This window comes from Streptomyces sp. NBC_01116, from assembly GCF_041435495.1.
Taxonomy (GTDB): domain Bacteria; phylum Actinomycetota; class Actinomycetes; order Streptomycetales; family Streptomycetaceae; genus Streptomyces.
The window spans coordinates 247466-272046 of record NZ_CP108644.1 but is presented as its reverse complement, the minus strand read 5'-3'; the positions used below and the strand labels follow the sequence as shown (position 1 = coordinate 272046).

The 24581-nt window shown below is 71.7% G+C and carries 16 protein-coding genes and 2 pseudogenes; 13 read left to right on the top strand and 5 right to left on the bottom strand.

Features of this window, described 5'->3' with window-relative positions; genetic code table 11:
- Positions 1 to 153 precede the first annotated feature (153 nt).
- Positions 154 to 279, bottom strand: a pseudogene (locus OG245_RS01055) (IS701 family transposase); the annotation flags it as partial.
- A 353-nt stretch (positions 280 to 632) separates the two neighbouring features.
- Between OG245_RS01055 and OG245_RS01050 the strand changes: the two are divergent.
- A complete protein-coding gene (locus tag OG245_RS01050) occupies positions 633 to 1832 on the top strand; it encodes a hypothetical protein (protein WP_371621634.1) in 1200 nt (399 codons plus the stop codon).
- 328 nt (positions 1833 to 2160) lie between these two features.
- Here OG245_RS01050 and OG245_RS01045 read toward each other — a convergent pair whose 3' ends face one another.
- The 3 genes and pseudogenes from OG245_RS01045 to OG245_RS01035 all read right to left on the bottom strand — a co-directional run bounded on the left by OG245_RS01045 (position 2161) and on the right by OG245_RS01035 (position 4076).
- Positions 2161 to 2559, bottom strand: a complete 399-nt coding sequence (locus tag OG245_RS01045; RefSeq protein WP_371621633.1) for a hypothetical protein — start codon at positions 2557 to 2559, stop codon at positions 2161 to 2163.
- A 244-nt stretch (positions 2560 to 2803) separates the two neighbouring features.
- Positions 2804 to 2926 (bottom strand): annotated as a pseudogene (locus OG245_RS01040) (transposase); the annotation flags it as partial.
- Between the two features lie 151 nt (positions 2927 to 3077).
- The gene (locus OG245_RS01035) at positions 3078 to 4076 is read right to left on the bottom strand and encodes a mannose-binding protein (RefSeq protein WP_371621632.1); all 999 of its coding nucleotides are present in this window, start codon (positions 4074 to 4076) and stop codon (positions 3078 to 3080) included.
- Positions 4077 to 4373: 297 nt separating this feature from the next.
- On the opposite strand from OG245_RS01035, the gene OG245_RS01030 reads away from it, so the two are divergent.
- From OG245_RS01030 to OG245_RS01015, 4 genes are all read left to right on the top strand, one after another.
- Positions 4374 to 5054, top strand: coding sequence for a type VII secretion system-associated protein (locus OG245_RS01030; protein WP_371621631.1), 681 nt, complete (start codon positions 4374 to 4376; stop codon positions 5052 to 5054).
- A complete protein-coding gene (locus OG245_RS01025) occupies positions 5051 to 6250 on the top strand; it encodes a ricin-type beta-trefoil lectin domain protein (protein WP_371621630.1) in 1200 nt (399 codons plus the stop codon). Before OG245_RS01030 ends, OG245_RS01025 begins: the two co-directional genes overlap by 4 nt.
- A 147-nt stretch (positions 6251 to 6397) precedes the next feature.
- The gene (locus OG245_RS01020) at positions 6398 to 9709 is read left to right on the top strand and encodes a right-handed parallel beta-helix repeat-containing protein (RefSeq protein ID WP_371621629.1); all 3312 of its coding nucleotides are present in this window, start codon (positions 6398 to 6400) and stop codon (positions 9707 to 9709) included.
- The gene (locus OG245_RS01015) at positions 9706 to 10950 is read left to right on the top strand and encodes a S8 family serine peptidase (RefSeq protein WP_371621628.1); all 1245 of its coding nucleotides are present in this window, start codon (positions 9706 to 9708) and stop codon (positions 10948 to 10950) included. The genes OG245_RS01020 and OG245_RS01015 overlap by 4 nt, the downstream gene beginning before the upstream one ends.
- Before the next feature lie 56 nt (positions 10951 to 11006).
- Here OG245_RS01015 and eccCa read toward each other — a convergent pair whose 3' ends face one another.
- On the bottom strand, positions 11007 to 15020 hold the full coding sequence (gene eccCa / locus OG245_RS01010; RefSeq protein ID WP_371621627.1) for a type VII secretion protein EccCa: 4014 nt from the start codon (positions 15018 to 15020) through the stop codon (positions 11007 to 11009).
- A gap of 401 nt (positions 15021 to 15421) precedes the next feature.
- On the opposite strand from eccCa, the gene eccD reads away from it, so the two are divergent.
- From eccD to OG245_RS00970, 8 genes are all read left to right on the top strand, one after another.
- Complete coding sequence (eccD, locus tag OG245_RS01005) at positions 15422 to 16828, top strand: type VII secretion integral membrane protein EccD (RefSeq protein WP_371621626.1); 1407 nt, start codon at positions 15422 to 15424, stop codon at positions 16826 to 16828.
- 56 nt (positions 16829 to 16884) lie between these two features.
- A complete protein-coding gene (gene eccB / locus OG245_RS01000) occupies positions 16885 to 18411 on the top strand; it encodes a type VII secretion protein EccB (RefSeq protein ID WP_371621625.1) in 1527 nt (508 codons plus the stop codon).
- 448 nt (positions 18412 to 18859) lie between these two features.
- The gene (locus tag OG245_RS00995; RefSeq protein ID WP_003970669.1) at positions 18860 to 19195 is read left to right on the top strand and encodes a hypothetical protein; all 336 of its coding nucleotides are present in this window, start codon (positions 18860 to 18862) and stop codon (positions 19193 to 19195) included.
- A 90-nt stretch (positions 19196 to 19285) separates the two neighbouring features.
- Entirely contained in the window at positions 19286 to 19594 is a 309-nt protein-coding gene (locus OG245_RS00990; RefSeq protein WP_007457487.1) for a WXG100 family type VII secretion target, read from the top strand.
- A gap of 119 nt (positions 19595 to 19713) precedes the next feature.
- Positions 19714 to 20193, top strand: coding sequence for a type VII secretion system-associated protein (locus OG245_RS00985; protein WP_097936766.1), 480 nt, complete (start codon positions 19714 to 19716; stop codon positions 20191 to 20193).
- A gap of 27 nt (positions 20194 to 20220) precedes the next feature.
- The gene (locus OG245_RS00980) at positions 20221 to 23514 is read left to right on the top strand and encodes an AAWKG family protein (RefSeq protein ID WP_371621624.1); all 3294 of its coding nucleotides are present in this window, start codon (positions 20221 to 20223) and stop codon (positions 23512 to 23514) included.
- Positions 23515 to 23688: 174 nt separating this feature from the next.
- Positions 23689 to 24144, top strand: a complete 456-nt coding sequence (locus tag OG245_RS00975; RefSeq protein WP_371621623.1) for a YbaB/EbfC family nucleoid-associated protein — start codon at positions 23689 to 23691, stop codon at positions 24142 to 24144.
- A 1-nt stretch (position 24145) separates the two neighbouring features.
- Positions 24146 to 24529 carry a hypothetical protein gene (locus OG245_RS00970; protein WP_069757432.1) on the top strand — a complete coding sequence of 128 codons (384 nt, stop codon included), beginning with the start codon at positions 24146 to 24148 and terminating at the stop codon, positions 24527 to 24529.
- Positions 24530 to 24581: the final 52 nt, after the last annotated feature.

Sequence of the window (24581 nt, the reverse complement as noted above, 5' to 3'; positions counted from 1 at the left end):
GCGCACGTGGACGTGGCCACAGAACCCCGCGGGGCGTTCAGGGTGGGGCGGCCGACGAGCGCGATGAACAGGCGCTGGATCTTGCCGCAGGTGAGCGGTATGAGGGCGTCGGATACGGGGTGCCGGGCGGGCTCGTCTGCTCGGACGACGGCAAGGGGTCGCCTCCCCTGTCCGCTCGGCGATCGTCCAGCAGTTCGTGCGTGGCAGGTCCGACAGCAGCCCGAGCACCAGCTGCCGGACCCGACGGCGGGTTTCGAGGTCTGTTGATCGGCCGAGCACAGCGGATGGCCGAAAGCCGCTGCGGCCCCATGCTGCGCCTGGGGTGAATGAGGGCGCTCACCGGCCGTCGGCCGCGATCGTCGGCGTGGACAGGAAGTGCTGCTGAGCGCCGTCGAAGGGGCAGCCGAAGCAGTCCGTGGGGCGTCGCTGCGCGTAGGACAGCGAGCGGCACGGAGCAGGGAGTCAGTTCGAATCCGGTCGTTTCGGAGATCAGCCTCCCGAAGGAGCGGCGGGATCGGAAGACTGAGCCGCAGTGCGGGCTCTCTGCCGGACTCGGACAGACGAAAGCGCCCACGCACGTGTACGTCAACGTCGTTGACGAGAGCAGGAGTGTCCGGATGGTCCTATCGCGCATGGCCCGACCTGTGTCCCTCGTCGCCACGGCGGCGGCCACTGTGCTCCTCCTGGGGTCGGTGCCCGTGGCGGCCGCCGCGCCCTCCGAGCTGCTGCCGGCCGCACGGCTGCTCCCGATCCCCCCGGGAGCGCTCCACAGTTTCGTCAGGGGGCTGAACAACAGCGGCACGGTCGTCGGCGACTACTACGTGGAAGGCTCCGACGGGCCGCTCGCGATCCGGTGGAACGCCGGCCGCCGCGGCTACACCCTCCTGGCGCCGCTGCCCGATGAGCGGTTCAGCCGCACGACAGCGCTCAGCGACGCCGGATGGGCGGTCGGCCTGTCCTACGACGGCCTGCCCAACGTCCATCCCGTTCGCTGGACACCGGGCGGCACGCCGACACGATTGGCGCTTCCCACGGGGTCTCGCGGCGGAAACGCGTCGGCCGTCAACAACGCCGGAGTCGTGGTCGGCGACGCGCACCAGGAGAACTCTCTTTCCCAGCCTCTGCGATGGCGGCCCGACGGCAGAAGGACCGCCCTGCCCGTGCTGCCCGGCGACAACAGTGGTACCGCTACGTCGATCAACACTGCGGGCACGGCGGTGGGATGGACCGAGCAGCACGACGTCCCCGGCGGCCCAGCGCATCCCGTGCGCTGGAACGCGGCGGGTACCGTGACGGCGCTGCCCCTGCCTGCGGGGTTCACCGGGGCCCGGACGAACCGGATCACCGACAACGGCGTGGTCTTCGGTCACGGGCGGCTCGCCGGGAGCACGCAGTACGACCGGGTCCTGGTGTGGGCGGGCGACGGCACTGTCCGTGACGCCGGGCGCGGGAGGGGGTACGACGTCAACAGGGCGGGCACCGCCGTGGGCGCTTCGTTGGAGGACTCCCCGAACGGCGACCCGGCCCGCTGGAACGCGAACGGCACACGGACCCTGCTCGCCAATCCGGCGGAAGCGGCAGGGGAAGTGCTGGCGATCAACGACCGGGGTGCAGCCGTCGGGTATGCGTGGCCGCCGGCCGGCAACCCTGCGTTGGACAAGGCTCTGTTGTGGAAACCCGGCGGTGAGGTCGTCCAGCTTCCGCCTTCGTCACTCGGCCCCTACGCGGCGGCATTCGCCATCAACGATGCCGGAGTGATCGCCGGATTCGCCGTCGGCACCGACGGTGCCGGTAACGCGACGACCTGGCGTGCGACCGTCTGGAAACGCTGACGCCAGCCGCCTCCGCGACGGGAGACCCGGCCCTCCAACCGGACGGAACCGGGCCCGCCGGGCCCGGTTCGCCGAGAACGGCAGTGTGCGCCGGCTCGCTGAGCTCCGGCGGCGACTCGCCCCGTCGTGCTGTTCGCGCGGGGCGGCCAACTCGGCGATGAGCGAGCCGAGCTGATTCCCCGGGATGCCGGTGCAGACGCGACACGAGGAGAGCCGTACGGGCCGAACGGCCCAACGGGCGTCACGATCCCCTCAACCTGTACAACTCTCCTCGTGCCAGGACCAGGCACGGCTTTCCTGAAAACCGGTCAGGGCTGGTTGCAGCCGTTCACCACCGGAATTCACCGTCGTAGAGGCGTCGGTGCCACCATTCGCCATGCCACCGCAGGTGCCGGTAGGCGTGTGGGTCGGGCAGGGTCCGGTGGCGAAGCTCCGCGTCCAAACGCGCCACCACCCGTCCAAGTTCGGCGCGGGACGGCTGCGGGAGCGCGTGCAGCGCTTCTTGGAGAATGTCCCGGGCGTTCGCCACGTCGACGAGGGATGACTCGGGATGGGGGGAGAAGGCGAAGCACAGGTCCAGGTACCGGCCGGGCTGTCGCAGGAACGCCCGGTAGTGCCTGAGCGCGGCTTCCACCGACCCATCCCACAAGCCGTCCCCCAGCCCGGCCCAGGAGTCCCCGTGATCACGCTCCGTGCGCTGGATCTCGGCGCAGGTGCGCTCGGACAATCCGGGGATGCGACAGGTCCAGGGGCTCCAGACGGGCGGGGCCGGATCTTCGGCGCGAAGCGCGCCGGGCCGTCTACGCGGCATGAGCCTTTCGGTTGGTCATCATGCCTGCGATCGTGCCGGACGGCCTGACAGTCCACAAGGCCCCGCAGCCCTCAGCGTCTCCCGGCCAAGGGGTCGGCTCTTCTGGTGAGTCTGCGGTAGCGGATGAGGGTGCGGGCGATGCTGGAAGGAGGAGATGGTGGGCCTTGCGTTCGTAACGTCGGTGGAGGCGGCGGCAGCCGGCGAGCCAGGCCATGGTGCGCTCCACGGTCCAGCGGTGGCGGCCCAGCCGGTGCGAGGGCTCGACTCCCTTGCGGGCGATGCGGCGGGGGACGCCGCCCGGTCACCGTGTCGACGCCGGCCGCCGCCCCGCGGGTGCGACGGCGCCTCCGGCACCACCCGCTGGAAGCACTCCCGCACACCGTCCGGCACCGGACGCTCGACGACCCCCACCGACCGCCACGACGCCGCACAGGTCAGGTCGACCAGACCACCCTGCCGTTGTGCACGATGACCACCTTGGCGTCGGGCCTCAGGACCATGTGGGCGCCGCCGAAGTCATGGGTCTTGGAGGCCCAGATGGCTCGGTCGTCGCCGTTGTGGATGACCAGGTTGCCGTCGGGCTGGAAGATCGCCCGGTGGTTCTGGCCGAAGGTCATGGCGGCCCAGATCGGCTTGTTCTGCTCGTTGTGGACGACGAGGTTGCCGTCCTGCTGCATCGTCATGCGGATGCGGTTGGTGGCCCAGGACTGGCCGACCCCGATGGAGCTGGTCGCGGAGACCGTCTGGGTGCCCCAGTTCGGTGTCGGGGCCGCCTTGGGCTTCGGTTTCGGGGGCGCCTTCGGCTTCTCGGCAGGGGCGTTCGTCCGGGGCGCCGGCGCCGGCGCGGGCGCGGAGGCCACGGGGATGGGAGCGGCCTTCGGCGAGATGGTCTTCTTCTGTTCCGTCGGGGACACGGTGGGCTTCACCGCCACGTAGTCGTCCAGGGCCGCCGGTGCCGATTCCGGGTCGAGGACCGTGCCGGCGCTCCCGGCGACCGGTGCCGCACCGGTGTTACGAGGTTTGTCGTCGTTCGCGCTGCCCATCAGCAGCACGGGTATCGCGACCAGGGCGGCTCCGACGAACACCGCTCCCGCCAGGACCGGTGTGCGGGGACGGCCCCAGTCGGCAGCGGTGAGGGTCTTGGTCTCCGGTTTCGCGGCGACGCCCGTCGCCAGCGCCACCCCCTCCGCGCGGCCCTCGGGCGCTGCGGTGGTCCTGTCCGCGGACGACGGGGCGGCGGCCGTCGGTGGGTCCCCGGCCCCTGCCGCGGTTTCGGCCGGATCCTGGGTCTCCTCGGTCCTGGCCGTCGCGGCGGCCTCGCTCCGGATCTCCTCCGCCTCGGCCGGTGCGACGGGCGGCGGGGAAGCGGGGCCGGACTTCTCCGCGGCGGCCGCCGCGGACTCGGTGCCGGGGGCGGTGGGTTCGGGGGGCATGCGCTGACTCCTCCTCGGGGGCGTGCCCAAGGTAGTCCGTCAAGGGAGCGGGAGAGGCATCTCGCCTCGATACGACGCGGTCGCTTTGTCGGTCCACGCCTCACTGGTCCCGGAAAGTTCCCCACTCGGGCACGATACGGGCAGGTGGAAGGCCGATACGGGCCCTTTGCCGGGGCCCCGTGAAGGGAGCCCGTATGACATCCTGTTGACTTCCCGATCTGATCGATGTCGACGACGTGTTCGGAGTGTTCTCCGACCGTCCGGCACCCAAAATTTCTTACGGAGCCAAGAGTTCAGGTGGAGATACCGCTCGGAGAGCGGCAACAGGATGGGCGCGGCGTCCCGTTGGCCCTTCCCGATGCCTCTCTGGTGCCGGAAGCCGTGAAGGACGCTGCGCGTCGTGCGCCGGGGCACTGGATCGGAATCGTCGATCCGGAGTGGACGTCGGCGCGGACGCCGCCGGAGTGGGCCGTGCTGGGGGAGTGGCAGTCGGACGGGAGCGGAAACGTGGGCGAGTACCGCGCCAATTCCGCCTACCGCCCCTCGGCCCGTGTCCTCGGCTGGCCGGAGCCCACCGATCCGGTGGACGAGGCGGCCCAGCGGGCCGCCACCGGGTACGGCACGGTGGACGAGGCGCTGGCCGCACTCGCGGAGGCGGACGTCGCCGTCGTACGCGGGCCGGACGGCGGGCCCCTCATGGCCGCAGGGCGGGACGGGGCGCCGGTGGTGCTCCTGTTCACCTCGACCGCACACGCATTCATGTCCGGGACACTTCACCATGACACCCTGCCCGCCACGGAGCTGGCCCGGTCGGTGGCGGCCACGGGCGCCCTGCTGTCGGTCAACTCCGGTGCCGCGGCTCCCCTGCTCGTCCCGGCCGACAGCCTTCCCGGTCCCGTGGGCTCCGGTCCCGTGACCATGACCGACGTCCCCGACCCGACCGAACCCCGGCCCCACACCACAGGGAGGACCCCGTGACGCGTCCGTCGTCCCAGCAGACCCCCGCTTCCGCTTCTCCGGAGGCTCGTGCGGAGTCCGGCGCCGAGAGTGAGAGGGTGGCCGCGAACTCAGCCACGAGCGCTGCGTCCGTCGCTCCTGACGCGCCCGACTCCGCTCCCGCACAGGCGAAGAGCGAAGCCGTGGCAGCCGGGCCCCCGGAGAACGAGAAGGGCGAGGGGAGTAAGCGCCCCGATGCCCAGGGCCAGGACCCCGATGCTCGGGCCGGAACACCCGAGGCCACTGCGGCGCCCGACCCCGAGGCCGACCCCGACGCATCCGCAGCCGCCCAGAGCCGGCTCCCCGCCCTGGTGCGGACCATGACCGCCACCGCCATCGACCGGCCGCAGCATGAGGCGGGGCCGGTGGGGCGGCCGGGCAGGGCCGCCCTCGCGGGCGCGGCGGTCGTGGGAGCGGTGCTCGTGTCGGTGCCCTTCCTCGTGCTCGCCGGGAACAACGACGACGGGCCCAAGCAGACGAACGCCGCGGCGGCCGGGACCGTCCTCGACGGGAGCGGGCCGGAGGCGCCGGGCGAGTTCGCCGTCACCGCGCCCGAGACCAGCGCGCCCGCTGAGGACGGGAAGGCGAAGAAGGACGAGGCGAAGCCGGAGAAGGCCGGCACCCCCGTGCCGGCCGTCCCCCCGGCGGACGGCGGCGAGGAGAAGGCGAAGAAGGGCGACGACGCCGAAGCCACGGAGAAGAAGGCCGACTCGTCCAAGGCGAAGCCCGAGGCGGAGAGCGGCGGCGGTGAGAACCAGCCTGCCAAGGCCAAGCCCGCCGTCACGTTCAGCGGGCCCGTCTCCTTCCGCAGCCACCTCTCCGGCCGCTGCCTCGACGTACCCGGTCACAACTTCAACGACGGCCAGCCGCTCTTCATGTGGGACTGCAACGGCGCCGACGCCCAGAAGTGGCGCTTCGGCTCCGACGGCACGATCCGGGCCAGGGACAAGTGCCTGGACGTGGCCAACGCGAACTTCAACAACGGCTCCCGTATCCAGCTCGCCTGGTGCAACGGCGCGGACGCCCAGAAGTTCACCCTGAACGGCGCCCACGACCTCGTCAACACCGTCGTCGGCAAGTGCGTCGACATCCCGAACCACAGCAAGGGCAGAGGGCCGGAGACCTACCTGATCCTGTTCGACTGCACGGGCAACGACAACCAGAAGTGGAGCACCTGACCCCGACGTCCGGATGCCGTGAGCCCCGCTCCCGGCATCCGTGCGCCGCGCCGGGCCAGGCATGATGGCATCGCCGGACCGCCGACCCGCGTCCCCGGCGAAGAGGGGCGTCCGGACAGGACGCCGCCGTAGCGAGGAGGTTGGTGCGTGTCGCGCCAGGTACTGACGGTCGGCCCCGCGGACCGCTTTTCCACGATCGGTGAGGCGCTCGCCGCCGCCCGTACCGGTGCGCTCATCAGCGTCCGGCCCGGAACGTACGCGGAGAACCTGGTGATCCACACCCGGGTCACCCTCACCGCCGCCGAAGGACGGGGCACGGTGGAGATCCGGCCACGTTCGGGCAGCGTCATCGCGCTGCGCGCCGACGCCGTCATGCTCTCCGAACTCAGCCTGCGAGGCGGTGACGCCGAGCTGCCCGCCGTGGACGTGCGGCGCGGGCAGGCCGCGTTCGACGGGTGCGAGATCGTCGGCGCCGCCTGGACCGCGATGCTGGCCGGCGGGACCGGCTCCCTTGCCCTGCGTGACTGCCGCGTGAGCAACCCGCAGGGCGCGGGAGTCGTCGTGACCTCCACGACGCCCACCACCATCGAGTCCTGCACGCTCGAACACCTCGGCACCAGCGGCATCGTCCTCGCCGAACAGGGCGAGGCGCGCGTCCGGGACTGCACGGTACGGGGCGCCCGGGGCAACGGACTGCTCGCCAACGGCGAGACCCGCGGCACCGTCGAGGACTGCGACATCTCCTCCACCGACAAGCCCTCCATCGCCCTGGAGGAGAACTCCGCCGTCTCCGTCGTCCGGACCGTCGTCCACGACACCAGCACCGGTGTGCATGTGAGCACCGGGGGCCGCACCACCCTGGAGGACGTCCGTGTCACCGGCGCCTCCGGCAACGGGATCGTCCTCGTCTCGGGCACCGACCCCGTGCTGCGCCGCTGCCGTGTCTCGCGCGTACGCGGGCACGGACTGTTCGTCACCGACCGGGCACGCGGCACCTTCGAGGACTGCTGGGTGGACGGTGCCCAGGGCGCGGCCCTGCGGGTCGCGGGAGCCTCCTCCCCGGCGCTGACCAGCCTGACCGTCCGCGACTGCGAGGGGACCGGGCTGTTCCTGGAGGAGGACTCGGCCCCGGAGCTGGACCGTCTGGAGGTCATCGGATCCTCGCCCGCCGTCGCTCTGCAGGGCGGCGCCAACCCGCTGTTGCGCCGGGCCCGACTGGTGGAGCCCGTCGGCGACGGCATCGCGGCCACCAAGGACGCCCGGGGCCGCGTAGAGGACTGCGAGATCGTCCGCCCCAAGGGCGCCGGTGTACGGGTGGCCTCCGGCTCGACCCTCTACCTGGCCGGCGGCGGGGTCTCCGACACCGCGACCAGCGGTCTGATCGTGGAGGACGGTGGCAACGTCACCGTCCGCGACTTCCGCGTCGAGATCTCCGGCGAGGAGGGCGTGGTCGTCGCCGCCGGCGGCGAGCTTACCGCCAACCGCACCACCGTCCACGCACCCAAGGGCCACGGCTTCCTGCTCCGCGAGGGCGCCCTCGCCTCGCTCAGCGGCTGCGAGGCGAACGGCGGCGCCCAGGACGGCTTCCGGGTGGAGTCCACCGCACCTGTCTCGCTCGTCAACTGCACCGCCCGGGAGAACGAGGGCGGCGGTCTGGTGCAGATCACCCCCGGTGAACGGCTCGCCGTGGACGGCCTGAACAGCGTCTCCAACGGCAAACGCGACGCCTGGGGCAGCGGCAGCGCCGAGAACACCGACCCGGCCGGCTCCGGCGCCGCCGACGCGCCCCCGCCGGACCGCGCGGACGGCCCGCTCGGCGCCCTCAACGCGCTGATCGGCCTGGAGAACGTCAAGCAACAGGTGCGCACGCTGGTCAACCTCACCCAGCTCGCCCAGCGTCGTGAGCAGCTCGGCATGCCCGCGCCGCCGATGAGCAGACACCTGATCTTCGCCGGCCCGCCCGGCACCGGTAAGACCACCGTCGCCCGCCTCTACGGGGCGATCCTGGCCGAGCTCGGCTCGCTGCGCAGCGGCCACCTGGTCGAGGTGTCCCGCGCCGACCTGGTCGCCCAAGTCGTCGGCGGCACCGCTATCAAGACCTCCGAGACCTTCCAACGGGCTCTGGGGGGCGTCTTGTTCATCGACGAGGCGTACACCCTCACCGCCGACAGCGGCAACGGCGGCGCGGACTTCGGCCGCGAGGCCGTGGACACCCTGCTGAAGCTCATGGAGGACCACCGCGACGACGTGGTCGTGGTCGCCGCCGGCTACTCCCGCGAGATGGAGTCCTTCCTCAGCTCCAACCCCGGCCTCGCGTCCCGCTTCTCGCGGACCGTGGAGTTCGAGAACTACTCCGTCCCCGACCTGGTCGCGATCATGGAGAGCATGTGCACCCAGCACCAGTACGAGCTGGGGGAGGGGACGGATCAGGCGCTCGCCGCCCACTTCGGGGCCATGGACCGGGACGCCGGATTCGGCAACGGGCGTGCCGCGCGCGGGGTGTTCGAGGAGATGGTGGACCGGCAGGCGATCCGGCTCTCCGCCCAGGCGCAGGTCAGCGAGCACGATCTGCGGCTGCTGCTCCCCGAGGACGTCTCCGCCACCGCCGCCGCTTCGGCCTCCGGGACCGCCGCCCCGGCGGACGACCCGCTCACCCGCCTCGGCGACATGATCGGACTGGCCGAGGTCAAGCGCGAGGTCGCCGACCTGGTCAACCTCATCACCACCGCCCGCCACCGTGCCGCCGCCGGGCTGCCCGTCCCCTCGCTCAGCAACCACCTGGTCTTCACCGGTCCACCCGGCACCGGCAAGACCACCGTCGCCCGGCTCTACGGCGAGGTGCTCACCCAGCTCGGCGTCCTGGAACGCGGCCAGTTGATCGAGGCGGCCCGCGCCGACCTCGTCGGCCGCTACATAGGCCACACCGCCCAGCTGACCCGTGAGGTCTTCGAGAAGGCCCGTGGCGGCGTGCTGTTCATCGACGAGGCCTACACCCTCACCCCGCGCGGCGGCGGCGCCGACTTCGGCCAGGAGGCGGTGGACACCCTGCTGAAGCTGATGGAGGACCACCGCGACGAGGTGGTCGTCATCGTCGCCGGCTACACCGACGAGATGGAACGCTTCCTCGCCTCCAACCCGGGTCTCTCCTCCCGCTTCCCGCGCCGGATCTCCTTCGCCGACTACTCCTCCGAGGAACTGGTCACCATCGTCCGCGCCCAGGCCGCGGCCATGGGGTACGAGTGCGGCCCCGGCACCGGGCCGCTGCTCAAGGAGTACTTCGACGCGGTACCCCGCGACCGGTCCTTCGGCAACGCACGCCTGGCCCGCCAGGTGGTCGAGTCGATGGTCACCCGGCAGGCGGGCAGGCTCAGTTCGCTGGCCGCGCCCACCCTGGACGACCTGCGCATCCTCCTCCCGGCCGACGTCACGTCCGCGGCCCCCAAGGCGGTCACCCCGTGAGGCCGCCCGCCCGCCTGCTGTACGGGACCGGACTCGCTGCAGCTCTGCTGCTGCCCGCGGCCCTCCCCGTCCAGGCCGCGTCCCCCGCCCGTACACCGACGGACCTCCACGCGGCCGACGGGAAGAAGGGCCAGGAGCTGCCCGGGATGCCCACCGCGCTCGACGCGCGGGCCGAGAGCGTCGCCTGCACCCCCGCCTCCAAGGAGCAGGCGAAGAAACAGGACTGGTCGCGCCAGCGCCTCGACCTCGACCGGCTCCACCGGCACACCACCGGGGAGGGCGTGACCGTCGCATTGATCTCCACAGGCGTCGCCATTGGGGCCGAAGGACTCGACGGACGCGTCACCGCCCAGGGCGAGGCCGCCGACGACTGTGTCGGGCAGGGGACGTTCCTGGCCGGGCTGATCGCCGGGAACGGCGGCCCCACCCCGCGCCTCGCCGGGGTCGCCCCGGCCGCGAAGGTCCTGGCCCTGCGCGGCACCGACCGGCGCGGGCAGCCGGACCCCGCGCTCGTCACGGCGGCGGTACGGGCGGCCACCACCGCCCGGGCCGACGTGATCGCGGTCGCGGTGGCCCTCCCGCGCAAGGACACCTTGCTCACCCGAGCCGTCGCCGAGGCCCGCAAGGCCGGGGCGGTGGTGGTCGCGGCGGCCACCCCGGAGCCGCCGTCGCGCGGCTCGGCCGATGAGATCCGCTCCCGTACCTACTGGCCGGCCGGTGAGCCCGGCGTCCTCGCGGTCGCCGACATGCTGCCCGCCGGCGCCCGCCCGGACAGCGCCCTTCCGACCGGCACCGTCGATCTGGCCGCGCCCGGTGCCGGGGTGGTCTCCGGTGGGCCGCGCGGCAAGGGCCACTTCCTCGGCGCCGGCGTCGCGGTGGCCACCGCGTACACGGCCGGGGCCGCCGCGGCCGTGCGCGCCACCCACCCCGAGGAGTCGGCCGACGCGGTGGCCCGTCGGCTGACCGCCACCGCGTACCCGGCCGACATCCCCCAGCTGGACGCCTACGCCGCCGTCACCACCGTCCTCGGTGAAGCGGGCGCCCCCGCCGGCGGTACCGAGCGGGCCGCCGAGCCCGTGGCCGTACGCGACACCTCCGACACCGACCGCGCCACCGGCCGGGCCGTCCTCTTCGTCCTCCTCGGCTCGGCCGGCGTCCTCTCCCTCCTCTGGGCCGGTTTCGCCCTCACCCGGGCCCGTGCCCGGGGCTGGCGTCCGGCGGGCACTCCTGACGAGAGCTGAACGCGCGAAGGGCCCCTCCCGGAACTCGTCCTCGGGAGGGGCCCTTCTCCGTCCCCTCAGTCCTGGTCCACCAGGGCCGTCTGCACCAGCCGCGGTTTGCGGCGCTGGATGTGCAGGGCCCGGCCCGGCGGGAGGTTGAGCGGTTTCGCGTTGCCGAAGAGGCGGCCCTCCGTGGGCGGGCAGGAGAGCAGGACCGCCGGGTTGTTGGCCTCGTCCAGGCGGCGGATCAGCCCGTCGCTCAGTCCGCGTCCCGCGCCCATGGCGCTCCGTGCGACGACCAGATGCAGGCCCATCTCGAAGCCGAGCGTCAGATGCTCGAAGACCGGCTCGAAGGGGCTCTGGAAGGAATTGCCGGAGACCATGTCGTAGTCGTCGACCAGGATGAACAGGCGCGGGCCGGTCCACCAGTCGCAGGCGCGCATCCGGGCGGGCGAGATGTCGGCCCCGGGCACCCGGGTCCTCATCGCGCGGGCCGCGCCCTCGATGGTCTCGTTGAGGTTGTCCAGCGAGATGACGTGCCCGATGCGGTACTCCTCGGGGATCGCGTCGACCAGGGTGCGGCGGTAGTCCACCGCGATGATCTTCGCCTCCTCCGGAGCGTACCGGGTGGTGATGCCCTGGGTGACGAGGCGCAGCAGGTTGGTCTTGCCGCTCTCGGTGTCGCCGACGGCGATCAGGTGCGGGGTCCGGCTGAAGTCGTGCCAGACGGGCTCCAGCGCGTCTTGGTCGAGACCGAGCGCGAGGCGCATTCCGCCGCCCTCGGTGGCCTCGGGCGCCGGGAGTTCCGAGGCCGGGAGACGGTGCGGGAGCATCCGCACCTGCGGGGCCGACGGGCCGGACCAGTGCCGGCCGATCTCCGCGACCAGGTGGGCCACGCCCTCGCCGAGGTCCTCCAGGGAGCCGCTGCCGTCCAGGCGGGGCAGGCCGGCGAGGAAGTGCATCTTGCTGTCGGCGGTGATGCCCCGGCCACCGGTGCGCGGCACCGAGCGGGCCTTGCGGGTGTCGATCTCGGAGTCCATCGGGTCACCCATCCGCAGCTCCAGCCGGGTGGCGGCCTGGTCGCGGACCTGCGCGGACAGCTCCACCCAGCGGGTGGTGGTGATGATCAGGTGGATGCCGTAGTTCAGGCCTCGGGCCGCGAGTTCGTTGAACTTCGGGATCAGATCGTCGTAGTCCTGGCGGACCGTGGACCAGCCGTCGACCACCATGAACACATCGCCGAACGGCTCGTCCGGGAACTCCCCGGCGGCCCGGCGGCGCCGGTAGGACTGCATGGAGTCCAGCGTGTGGTCCACGAAGAACTGCTCGCGGCGGGCGAGCAGCGCCATCACCTCGGCGACCGTCCGGTGCACCCGCTCGGGGTTGAGCCGCGCCGCGACTCCGCCGACATGCGGGAGGGCGGCGAGCTGGGAGAGGCCACCGCCGCCGAAGTCCAAGCAGTAGAACTGGACTTCGGCCGGGGTGTGGGTCAGCGCCAGGGCGGCGATGAGCGTCCGGGCGAGCGTGGACTTGCCGCTCTGCGAACCGCCCGCGACGGCGACATGGCCGCCCGCCCCGGACAGGTCGACGATCAGCGGGTCGCGGCGCTGGTCGAACGGCTTGTCCACCAGGCCGACCGGAACGCGCAGCCTCCCGGTGCCCGGCCAGCGCGTGGCGATCAGGCCGCGTGCCGTGTCCGGCCCGATGCCGGGCAGCAGCCCGTCCAGTGGGGACGGCTCGTCCAGCGGCGGCAGCCATACCTGGTGGGCGTCGGGTCCGGAGCCGCGCAGCCGGTCCAGCGCCACATCGAGCAGCGCCTCCGCCTCCTTCTCCTCCTCGGCCTCCGGCTCCGGGTCGGGCGGGGTCTCCAGGGTGCGCGGCACCACCCAGCCGCTGGTCCACGGCACCACCTGGCTCGCCACCCGGGCCTGCACCACAGCACCGGTGCGACGCCGGTACGTCCCCGAGGAGTACGCGGCACGGAACCGGGTCAGGGCCTCCACCCCGGACTTCAGGAAGCCGCTGCCGGGCGCGGCGGGCAGCTCGTAGGCATCGGGAACGCCGAGCACACCACGGCTCTCCATCGCGGAGAAGGTGCGCAGCCCTATGCGGTACGAGAGGTGGCTCTCCAGCTGGTGCATGCGCCCTTCGTCCAGGCGCTGCGAGGCGAGCAGCAGATGCACGCCGAGCGAGCGGCCGAGACGGCCGATCATCACGAACAGCTCCATGAACTCCCGATGGGTGGAGAGCAGCTCGCTGAACTCGTCGACCACCACGAACAGGCTGGGCAGCGGGGCGAGGTCCGCCCCGGCGGCCCGGGCCCGCTCGTACTCCAGGGCCGAGGTGTAGTTGCCCGCCGAGCGAAGAAGCTCCTGACGGCGGATGAGTTCACCGTGCAGGGCGTCCTGCATGCGCTCCACCAGGGCGACTTCGTCGGCCAGGTTGGTGATCACGGCAGAGGTGTGCGGGAGTTCCTCCAGGCCGAGGAAGGTCGCACCGCCCTTGAAGTCGACCAGGACGAAGTTGAGCGTCTCGGAGGAGTTGGTCAGGGCGAGCCCGAGGACGAGCGTGCGCAGCAGCTCGCTCTTGCCGGAGCCGGTGGCCCCGATCAGCATGCCGTGCGGACCCATGCCGCCCTGCGCGGACTCCTTGATGTCCAGCTCGACCGGACGGCCGTCCACGCCGACCGCGATCGGCACCCGCAGCCGGCCGGAGCCGGAGTGCCGCGCGAACAGGGTCTGCGGGTCGTGCCGGTGCAGATCGGGAATGCCGAGCAGGGTGGTCAGCTCGACGTCGGTGTCCAGCGGCTGCGCGATGTCGGTGCCCAGGCTCATCCGGTGCGGGGTGAGCAGCCGGGCCAGGGACTCCGCGCCGAGCGGGCCGAGCCGGTCGGGGCGGCCGAGCGGGACCGACCGCTCCTTGCGGCTGCGGTCGGTGCGCACCAGGTTCACCTGGTCCGCACCCACGGTCAGGCGCAGCGTGTTGCGGCCGGGCCGCCAGCGCAGCGCCCCGGACACGTCGAGGATCAGGGCGTTGCGGTAGCCGTGCCCCTCCCAGCGGTGGCCTTCGGGGACCTTGACGCCGTCCAGCACGACGACCGTGTACGGCTCGTCACGGCCGGGGCGGGCGTCCGGGTCGAAGCCGGGGCGCTCGGCGAACTCGGCGCCGAGCAGATCGTCCAGCTCGGTCAGGTCGGCGGTGATCCGGCGGGCCTGCCCCGCCCCGTCCTCCTCGTGGGGATCCAGCACGTGCGGCAGCCACTTGACCCACTCCCAGTCGGGCCGCCGCTCGTCGCTGACACCGAGGGCGATCCACAGCTCCTCGGGCGCGTGGAACACCGCCAACTGACCGAGCACCGCGCGCACCAGCGCCCGTACGGCGTCGTGCTCCGGGGCCGGCTGACCGGGTGTCTCGCCGTCGGGCGACTCCTCCGGGCGGAGCAGGATCCGGGCCGAGGAGCGCAGGTAGAGCCCCAACGGCTGCTCGGGGATGGTGGAGTAGGCGCGGATGAAGCGGCGCAGGGCGTGCGCGCAGAGGGGTTCGAGATCCTCCACCGGGCGGGTGGAGACGGGGTTCAGGGTGAGCGCGAGCTGCTGCTCGCCGACCGCGAGACGGACCTCGCCGAAGTCCTCGTCGGCCGGGCGCCGTTCCCACAGGCGGGAGGTCCGGGCCAGCGAGCGGAGCGACGCGGGCTCGGGATGGCGCCAGGCCAGCGCCCGCTGCTGCTCCGCGATGGTGGTCCGCACCCGCTTGCGGGTCTGCGCCAGATAGCGCAGGTAGTCGCGTCGTTCACCCTTCAGCCGCTGCTTGCGCTCACTGGAGCGGCGCATCAGCTGCCCCAGCAGCATGGCGCCGGCGGAGAGCGCCATGACGCCCATCGCCAGATACATGAAGACGCTGTTCCCGCCGCCGGGGCGCAGGAACATCAGCATCATCGAGACCGACATCAGGGCCATCGGCAGATAGGTCCACACCGCCGAGGTGTCGGGCACCGTCTCGGCGAGGACCGGCGGCTCCTGGAGGGTCAACTGCCCCTCGGGCATCTCCGGCCCGCGCCTGCGGGCCGGGCGGCGAAACAGCACGACACTCAAGGAAGAGAACCTCCGGTTCACTGACTTTCCGGACCGCGCCGAATACCGGCGCACCCGGGAGGAGGAAAGGCCCCACCCGGTGGATTGCTCGGGCTCGGATGCCTCGATGAACGCCGGGTGAATGTTTCGCATGGTTAGCGGGAGCGGTCAACTTCCGGGATGGCCGCCTGTTTGCCGGATTCCTCACCCCGGCCCGCAGCGCGGCCGGTGGCCGCAGGCAGTAGTCTGCATTCACGGAACGCGACCTGTCCACGCGGGAGGGGCGGTCGCCGGGTATGCGGGCACAATTCCCCTGCCAGGCCCCCCGGTTCACGGTCGCGCGGACTTTCCGTACTGTTCGCACATTCCCACTCCCGGGGAAGTCTCTGTCAAAGCCCGCACGGAAGACGAGAGTTCTGCTGATGACCGACAGTGCGGTGGCCGAATCGTGCCGCCTGACCGTACGTGCGCCGAGCGTCACCATCGATCTGGCCGTGCCCGCCGACGTACCGGTCGCCGATCTGCTCCCCACCCTCCTGCGGTACGTCGGTGAGGATGCGGAGGAGGCCGGGCTCGACCACGCCGGCTGGGTGCTCCAGCGGCTCGGCGACGCCCCGCTCGACGAGGAGACCACGCTTGCCCGGGCCGGGCTCGCCGACGGAGCCGTGCTGCATCTGCGCCCCCACACCGAGGCGCTGCCCGAGGCCCGGCTGGACGACCTGGTCGACGGGATAGCCGAGACGGTGGGCCGCCGACTGCACACCTGGCACGCCGGCGCGGCCCGCGGCCTGCTGGTCGGCACCGCCGTGGCGACCGTGGCGGCCGCCCTGCTGCTGGTGTTCCGGCCCGGCGTGACCGACTCCACCGCCACCCGGGCCGCCTGCGCGGCCGTGGCCGGGGTGCTGCTCCTCGCCGGCGCGGGCTCCGCCAGTCGTGCGGTGGGCGACCGCCTCTCCGCCACCGCCCTCGGCCTGCTGGTCGCCCCGTGCTTCGCCCTGGTGGGCTGGGTGCTGCCCGGCGGCGACCTGACCGGCCCCGACGCGGTGCGGGTCGCGGGCGCGCGGCTGCTCGCGGCGGGCGCGGCGGCGGCGGGCGGCGCGGTCCTCGCGCTCGCCGCGACCGCCGTCGGCGCCCCCGTCCTGCTGGCCACCGCCGTGGTCGCCGTCGCCACCGCCGTCTCCGGAGCCCTGATGGGCTACACCTGCCTGGACATGCCCGCCGCCGTGGCACTGGTCGCCACGGTCGTCGCCCTGGCCGCCGGGGCGGTCGCCCCCTTCGCCTTCAAACTGGCCGGGATGCGGATGCCCTCCCTGCCCTCCTCCGCCGGACAGCTCCAGGAGGGCATCGACCCGTACGCGGGCGACGAGGTCGCCGAGCGCACCGAGCTCGCCGGGCGCTGGGTCACCGCGCTCTTCGCCGCCACCGGCACCATCGCCGCCGCCGCCCTGGCCGTCCTCGCCCACACCCCGGACCTGCCCGAGACGCTCACCGCGCTCGCCCTCTCCCTGCTGCTGCTCCTGCACTCCCGGGGCCTGGTCCACATCGGCCAGCGGCTCACCCTGGCGGTGCCCGGGATCTGGGGGCTGCTGCTCCTCGCCCGTGCCTGGGCGGTGGACAGCGACGCCGACGGCCGCGTGGTCGTCTTCGCGGTGCTGCTCGCCGTCGCGGCCGCCCTGGTGACCGCGTCCTGGATCGTGCCCGGCCGCCGGGTGCTGCCGTACTGGGGCCGGGCCGCGGAGCTGGCCCACACCGGCCTCGCGGTCGCGCTGCTGCCGTTCACCCTGTGGGTGGCGGGCCTCTTCGGCTGGCTGCGCGGCCTGTTCGGCTGAGCCCGCCCCTACGCCGTTCCATCGCCGGTCGATCGAAGAAGAGTTGAGGAGAGGCTGTGCAGTCCAAGCGCGACCAGGTGCAGGCCCACGGTTTCATGATGGGCAGGCTCAGCTCGGGCCTGCTGACGGCCGACCCGGACGCCCCGGAGAGCCCGCTGGGCCGGACGACCCGAGGGGTCGTCTTCGGTCTCCTGGTGACCCTCCTGATCGGCGCCGGCGCCACCGTCTACGGGCTCCTGCGCCCCGGCGGCAACGAGACCTGGCGCAAGGGCGAGAACCTGGTGGTCAACCGCGAGACCGGCGCCCGCTATCTGTGGACCGGCACCGACGGCGTACTCCACCCGGTCCGCAACTACGCCTCGGCCCGGCTGATCGGAGGCCCCCGGCTGAAGGCCGTGGACGTCTCCACCGCCTCGCTGCGGGACGTCCCCGTGGGGTCCCCGGCCGGCATCCCCGGCGCGCCCGACACCCTCCCCGGGCCCGGACAGCTCGACTCCGGCGCCTGGCACATGTGTGTCACCGGTCCGGGCGGCGCACTGCCCAGCACCTCCGGTGCCGTCACGGGCGCCGGAGTGGACGAGGCGGGGGCCACCACACTGGTCGCCGGAGCGCCGCTGGAGACCCAGGACGTCGGCGCCGACCGCGGGGTGCTCGTCAGCGGCCCGGGCCGCACCGAGTACCTGGTGTGGCGGGGCAGCAGGCTGCTCCTGGACCGTGCCTCCGACGCCCGCAACGCCCTCGGCTTCGGCTCCGAGCGGGCCATGCCGGTCTCGGCCGCCTTCCTCGACGCCTTGGCCCCCGGCCCCGTCCTGAAGCCGCCGGAGGTCCCGGGGCGCGGGCAGAAGGGCCCGGTGCTCGGCGGGGAGCCGAGCACGATCGGCCAGCTCTTCGAGGTGAGCGTGCCCGGCGGCGGCTCCACGTACCACCTGCTGCGCGAGGACGGCCTCGCGCCGCTCTCCCGGCTGGAGGCCGCCCTCGTGCTGGGCGACCCGGCCACCCAGAAGGACGCCTACCAGGGTCGCTCGCCCGAGGCCCGCACGGTCGGCGCCGACGCCCTCCGTACGCACCGGGCGAAGGAGGCGGCCGCCGGGTCCTCCGCGGCGGAACTGCCGCGTACGCCGCCGATCCCGCGGTCCGCACCCCGCGGCAGCGCGCTCTGCGCCCAGGTGGACGGCGGCGACGGCGGCGCCCGGATCCGCTCGGTGCTGGTCCCGCTCACGGGGCTCGGCCCCGTCGCGGTCGCGCAGGGTGCCGCCCAGCCGCTGGCAGCGGCCTGCGCCCGGACGGACGCCACAGTGGTGCGCCCCGGGCGCGGCGCCCTGGTCCGGGCCCTGCACGCCAGCGGTGCGGCGCACGCGGGGACGACCTACCTGGTGGCGGAGAACGGCGTGAAGTACCGCGTCCCGGCCAAGGAATCCCTGGAGGCGCTCGGGTACGGGGAGGGGGACATCGGCTCGGTCCCCGCGCCGCTGCTCGCGGCCCTGCCGACCGGCGCGGACCTGGACCCGGCCGCCGCCGCCGGCGCCGCGGAGCCCCGGGTCACCGCCCCGAAGTGCGGTGCTTCCGGTACAGCGCGGAGATGATTCCCGGCCATGATCCAGACGAAAACACCCATACAGTGCCGAAGAAGAGAAAGGGTGTGAGGTGGTACTTCGCGCATGACGCGGCGTCTTCGAGGGTCTATTCGGGGTGTGCCACGGAGGGAAACCTCAGAAAAAGCTCAGAGAATTGGCCGTCCGCCCCGCCGGGGAATCCCGCGAAAGTGGTGCGCCGCACGGGAAACGGGCTACCTCGATGACCGTTCGGATTCTCGGACTGCCCGTTTGGCGTCCGCATCGACCGGTTCGGGCACCGGTGGGTGGCCTGGTTCATATCCTGGGAACCTTCGGGCAACTCCGTTGGCATGAAAGGATTCTGACCCGCAGAACTATGCTCAAATCTTCCCTGCATACGTTGCGGCGGACGGCGAGTTCTCCTTAGCCTCGGCGTGCAACGGTGCGACGAGAAGGCACTCAACGAAGGGAGCGCGACATGGCGGACAGTGGCCAGAGGCGGGCGGACTATGCCAAGGGCTTGGGGGGTGTCTCCTCGCTGGAGTCGGCCCGGGCCGCGGTCGAGAAGATCCAGAACAACGTCGCCGAGATCGCCGCGCGTTCGGGCGTCGGGGGTGACGAGGGTCAGGCCCTGCTGAAGCTGTTCCGGAGCTGGAACGGCGAGGCGCAGAAGGTCGTCGTGCAGATCAGCAAGATGGTCGACGCGCTCCAGGAGAACGTGACGTCGGCCGACCGGCTGGCGAAGGAGAACCAGGACCTCACCGAGGTGCTCAACAGCAAGACCAGTCAGGGCGTCTTCGAGGCCCTGCGCTGACCCGTCCCCGACGGTGCCGGCCCCTTCGCGGAGGCCGGAACCCGTGAGCACCCCCGGGCCCTGGCGCCCGGCCACCCGAGAGGAGATGTCATGGCCGACGGCATCATCGATGTGCAGTACTCCACGGTCCGCAACGCGATCGAGGAGCTGACCCAGCAGACCAAGCAGATCATCACCACCCTCAACAATCTGGAGGACGAGCTGAAGCCGCTCATCACCTCCTGGGAGGGTGACGACCAGGCGATGTACCGCGGCGTCCAGGCCGAGTGGGACCAGGCGACCAAGAACATGGCCCTGCTCCTCGGCGACAGCGGCGAGCTGGTCCAGAGCATCCACGACAACCACTCCCGTGACGAGCGCAGGAGCGCCGACAACTGGGGTGGTGTGCGCGCCCGTTAGCTCCCCCTCCGGGTTCCACCCGCCACCGTGGCGGGTGGAACCCGGACGCGGAGCGGGCTGGCCGACCGCCGCCCGTCGCTTCCCGAACCGTCCGGCACCGAACCCCAGGAGGGCGCCCCATGGCTGAGAAGGCCGACGTCAAGCACTTCGACCTCAAGCAGATGGAGAACTTCCGGGACCTGGAGGTCGAGCCGGTACGCAAGGACGCCAAGGTCACCCGCGAGGACACCCCGGACAGCGGCATCCGCCCGCTCGGTGACCTGGTGGCCGGATACACCACTCCGGACAACCCGAAGAAGGCCGACCAGGTCCTGCGGATCGGGCACATCGGCCGTGGGGACCATGAGGACCTGGTCTCCGGCAAGACGCTGCTGACCGCCATCACCACGTCCGCCACCAAGATCGACGAGCTCCTCGGTGAGCAGGTGACGCTCTTCAAGGAGCTCAAGGAAGCCCTCACCGAGACCATCGAGGAAGCGAACAAGACCAAGGAGAAGAACCTCGACGCGATCGACGCGCAGACGCTGCTCCAGACCTTCGACGAGGTGGACGCCCTCACCGTCGGCGGCTCGGGCGGCGACGACGAGGAAACATCCTGACCCGGACCAGTACCGAAGGGGGTACCCGTGGCTGAGGTCCAGAACGAGGACCCGAACTCCGAAGCGAATGTGAACAAGCTGGAGGGGTTCGACTCCGAATCGTCGGACGCCTGGGCGACGCTGGTGACGCACATCACCGGCTATCCGGTGCCGGACCGCAAGACGATCTTCGAGAAGCTCACCTCGACCAGCGGGGGCCCGCTGTTCCGGATGGACATCCGTGAACGGGACCTCAAGTCCGTCGTCTCGGAGTCCGGCTTCCTCGTGAACGAGGGCCAGGACTACGACATCTTCTTCCTGAACAAGAACAAGAAGTCCTCGCTCATGCAGGCCCGCATCGTCTTCGAGGGCCGGGTGAAGTCGGACAACGACATCCACTTCGCGGGCACGGACGCGGACGACGTGGACGACGCCGATGTCCGCGAGGGCAACGAGTTCAAGGACTACAACAAGCAGGAGATGAGCACCATCCCGCTGGCCCGCTACATGAACGGGCCGAGAGCCGCGCTCATCGCCCTGCGGGACGGCGGCACCGACGGAGTCAAGTTCGCCGACCTTCCGGTGGACGACGCCAACGCGGTGGAGCTCAAGTCCTTCGTGGCGACCGGGGAGTCCTTCGACCGGGCCGCGCAGTTCTTCAAGGACAAGGCGGTCATCCTCAAGGACTGGGAGGACCGCTTCGCCCGGGAGGACGCCAGTTGGAAGGGGGAGGCGGCGGACGTCTTCCGTGACCTCCTCAAGAAGGTGCACGACAACTACGAGGGCTACCTGGAGACGTTCGGGGCGAGCTCGAACGCCGACGACGCGAGCGGCACCGGGGGCACGGTGTACTCCCGAGCCCTGAACACCGGGAGCCAGAGCCTCAAGGACGCAGCCTCCAGCCTGTTGGACGCCTGGCTGACCTGGGCGAAGACCGACTACTACGACCCTCTTCGGGTACTGCGCTTCGTGCTCGACGACCTCGCCCGCTGGGTCAACGAGCACAACATCAGCCAGAGCGACATCGAGGCCACCACACACACCGGGTATCAGGGCGCGGGCTACACCACGGTCAGGCACTCACCGAAGACCGGTTTCCTCCAGGAGCACCCGGAGTACGGCGACCTGAGCGACATCGCCAACTGGAAGAAGGTCGGCGAGAAGGCCGTCGAGCTCTGGAACCAGGGCGTCGACCAGGAGCTCGTCCGGCCCGCCATCGCGGAGACGTCGAAGCTGAACAACCGCTTCCTCGACCTCACCAAGGACTTCACCGAGAACGTACCGAAGCCCAAGACCACCAGCACCGCGGGCGAGGACTACGCCGAGGACAAGCTCAACGATCCCGGCGGCAACGGCGGGCCGGACATCGACGAGTGGCTCGACAAGCTCAACGACAACAACAACGACTTCCTCAACGACCTCAACAACAACAATAACGACATACTCGACGATCTGAACGACAAGAACAATGACATCCTGGATGATCTGAACAACAAGAACAACGACATCCTGGACGACCTCAATAACAACAACAAGGACATCCTGGACGACCTCGGGAACAGCAACAAGACCGTCCTGGACGACCTGGGGAACATCAACAACCAGGCGCTCGACGATCTCAACAACCTCGGGAACGCCAACAACGACTTCCTGAACGACCTGGGCAACGCCGGCAACGACGCGTTGAACAACCTCGGCGACCTGGGCAACCTCAACTCGCCGTTGGGCGACGGCAGCACGCTGAACGCCGACGGCGGTCCACTGGGCGGCAACGGGCAGCTCCCGCCGCCGGTCATCCCCCCGCTGACCCAGAGCCTCGGCAGCCTCGGCGGCAACAACCCGCAGGACGGGGCCCGGAACAACCCGAACGAGGAGTTCACCCGCAGCCTGGGCAACCTCCTCGGAAACGGCGGCCCGGGCGGCGGCCTGAACACGCCGACCGGTGGCAACACCAGGCTCCGGGACGGCGGCGGGATCACCACCGACTTCCCCAACGGCGCCAGCAGTTCGTTCGACCCCGACACCGGTCGGTTGACGACCAGGAATCCGGACGGTTCGACGAGTACGGTGGATCTGGGTGATGGCGCGAAGATCACCAATCCGGACGGCTCGGTCACGTCGCTGGACCGGGACGGGAATCTGACGACGACCTTCCCGGACGGTTCCCGGCAGGTCGTCGACCCCCGGACCGGGGAGACCGTCACGACGAACCCGGACGGGAGTACGTCGACCAGCAATCTGGGCAACCTGGGTGGCCTGGGCGGTCTGAACGGTGCGAACGGTGGGCTCGACGGGCTGGGTGACCTCGGTCTCGGCGGGAACGGCGACGGGCTGGAGACGCCGACGGGCGGGCGTACCTCGCTGGGTCTCGACGGCGATCTGGACAGCGTGTTCCCGGACGGCAGCCGCAGCTCGTTCGACCCCGACACCGGGGAGCTGACGACCACGAATCCCGACGGTTCGACGAAGACCGTCGACCTGACGCACGGCGCGACGGTGACCAACCCGGACGGGTCGAAGACCGTGCTGGACAACGGGATGCTCAAGACGACGTTCCCGGACGGCACCACCCAGATCGTGGACCCGGAGACCGGGCGTACGACGATCACCGACCCGGACGGAGACACCCGCACCGTGGACCTGGACGGGCTCAACTCCGACCTGAACCGGGAGACCCGTGATCGGCTGGACCTCGACAACCTCGGGCTGAACGGCAACGGCAACGGCATCGGTTCCGGTGGTGGCTCCGGGGACGGCGGACCGAGCACCGTCTCCCGCGACCTGCCGCTGCCCGACCTCGGCCTCACCAACGGCGGAGGAAACTCCGCCGGCCTCGACAACAGCCTCTCCGCCCTCGGCGGCGGCCCGCTCGGCGACGGTTCCGGCAACGGGCTCAACCCCGGTCAGACGCCCGGAGCCCCCGGTCAGACGCCCGGAGCCCCCGGTCAGACGCCCGGAGCTCCCGGCCAGACACCCGGCGCCCCGGGCTCCCCCGGCATGCCCGGCTCGCCCGGTATGCCGATGGGCGGCGCGGGCATGGGCGCCGGCGGAGCCGGGGAGAAGGGCAACGGCGAACGCGTGCGTGCCGTCCTGGTCGACGCGGCCGAGGAGAGCGAGCGCCGCAAGCGCCGCCGCCGCGGCGCCTGGAACCGGCAGGAGGGCGAGGACACCTTCCTGGCCCCCGCCCCCCGGCCCACGACCACCAGCAGCGGCGGTGAGACGCGGGGCGAGGAGGAGCAGGACAGCGGCCGCCGGACCACCGGTTCCGCCGCCTATCTGGAGGAGGACGAGGACGTCTGGGGGACCGAGGAGGGCGGCAGCCCCGCGGTGATCGGACGGTGACCGCGAGGACGCCGCGCGCCACGGCGCGGAGGAGACGTATCCCATAGGGATCGTGAGCCGGACCGGCTTCCCCTGCCGGGCGGCCACGAGCAGAATCATCAGAGTTGATCATCGTGCTGGCCGGCCCGGCCGGCCCGCACGACGGTCGACACGGAACGGAGAAGGGACCAAGGCGTGCCGGAACCTCTGGAGAAGCGCCTGGAGACGGCGATGGCCGAACTCCAGCAGGCCCAGGAAGCCATCGCGCGGACCGAACGCGAGCTGCGGCAGGCCTCGTTCGCCCGCGTCTCCTCCGATCGGGCGGTGCGCTGCACCGTGGGCCCGCAGGGGGAGCTGACCAGCCTGGAGTTCCTTGAGGACAAGTACCGCGACATGTCGCCCCAGGCCTTGGCCGCCAGCGTCATGGAGGCGGCGAGCGAGGCCCGGGTCGCGATGAACCGGCATGTGATGAAGGCGATGATGCCGTTCACCGAGCCCAGCAGCGCGATTCCGGAACTGCCGGGCTTCGAGGTGGACTGGGAGCGGATCTTCGGCCCCGAGGTTCTCCGCGAGGACGACGAGGAGCGGTCGCGGCCGGACGGGGACCAGCCCGCCTGGCGGGACGCGCTCGACGAGGACGGTGAGGACTGAGATGGCCGGACGCTACTACTTCGACCCGCACCGGGTGGCTTCGCTGACCGAGCAGCAGGACCAGATCGCGGACCTGGCCATGTCGATCCTGACGGAGTTCAGGGACGACGTGTACGGGACGGCCGGCTGGGTCGGAACGGCGGCGGGCACCGACGAGATGAGCCAGAAGGCCACCGAGCGGGACCGCGAGGAGACCCAGAAGGTCACGGAGACCATGACCGGTTTCCGGGACGCGCTCAGTGCCAGCACCGCCGCGATGAAGGACCAGATCCACCTGGTGCGCTCGACCCGCGACACCAACCTCGAAGGCATCAGCAAGTACAGCAGCCGGGCCGAGGCCAACGGCGTGTTCGGCGACGACACGGGCGGGCATGGCCGCCGCTGATCCCCGCGCCGAGGGCCGCTCCCGCAGAACCGGGGGAGCGGCCTCTCCGGTC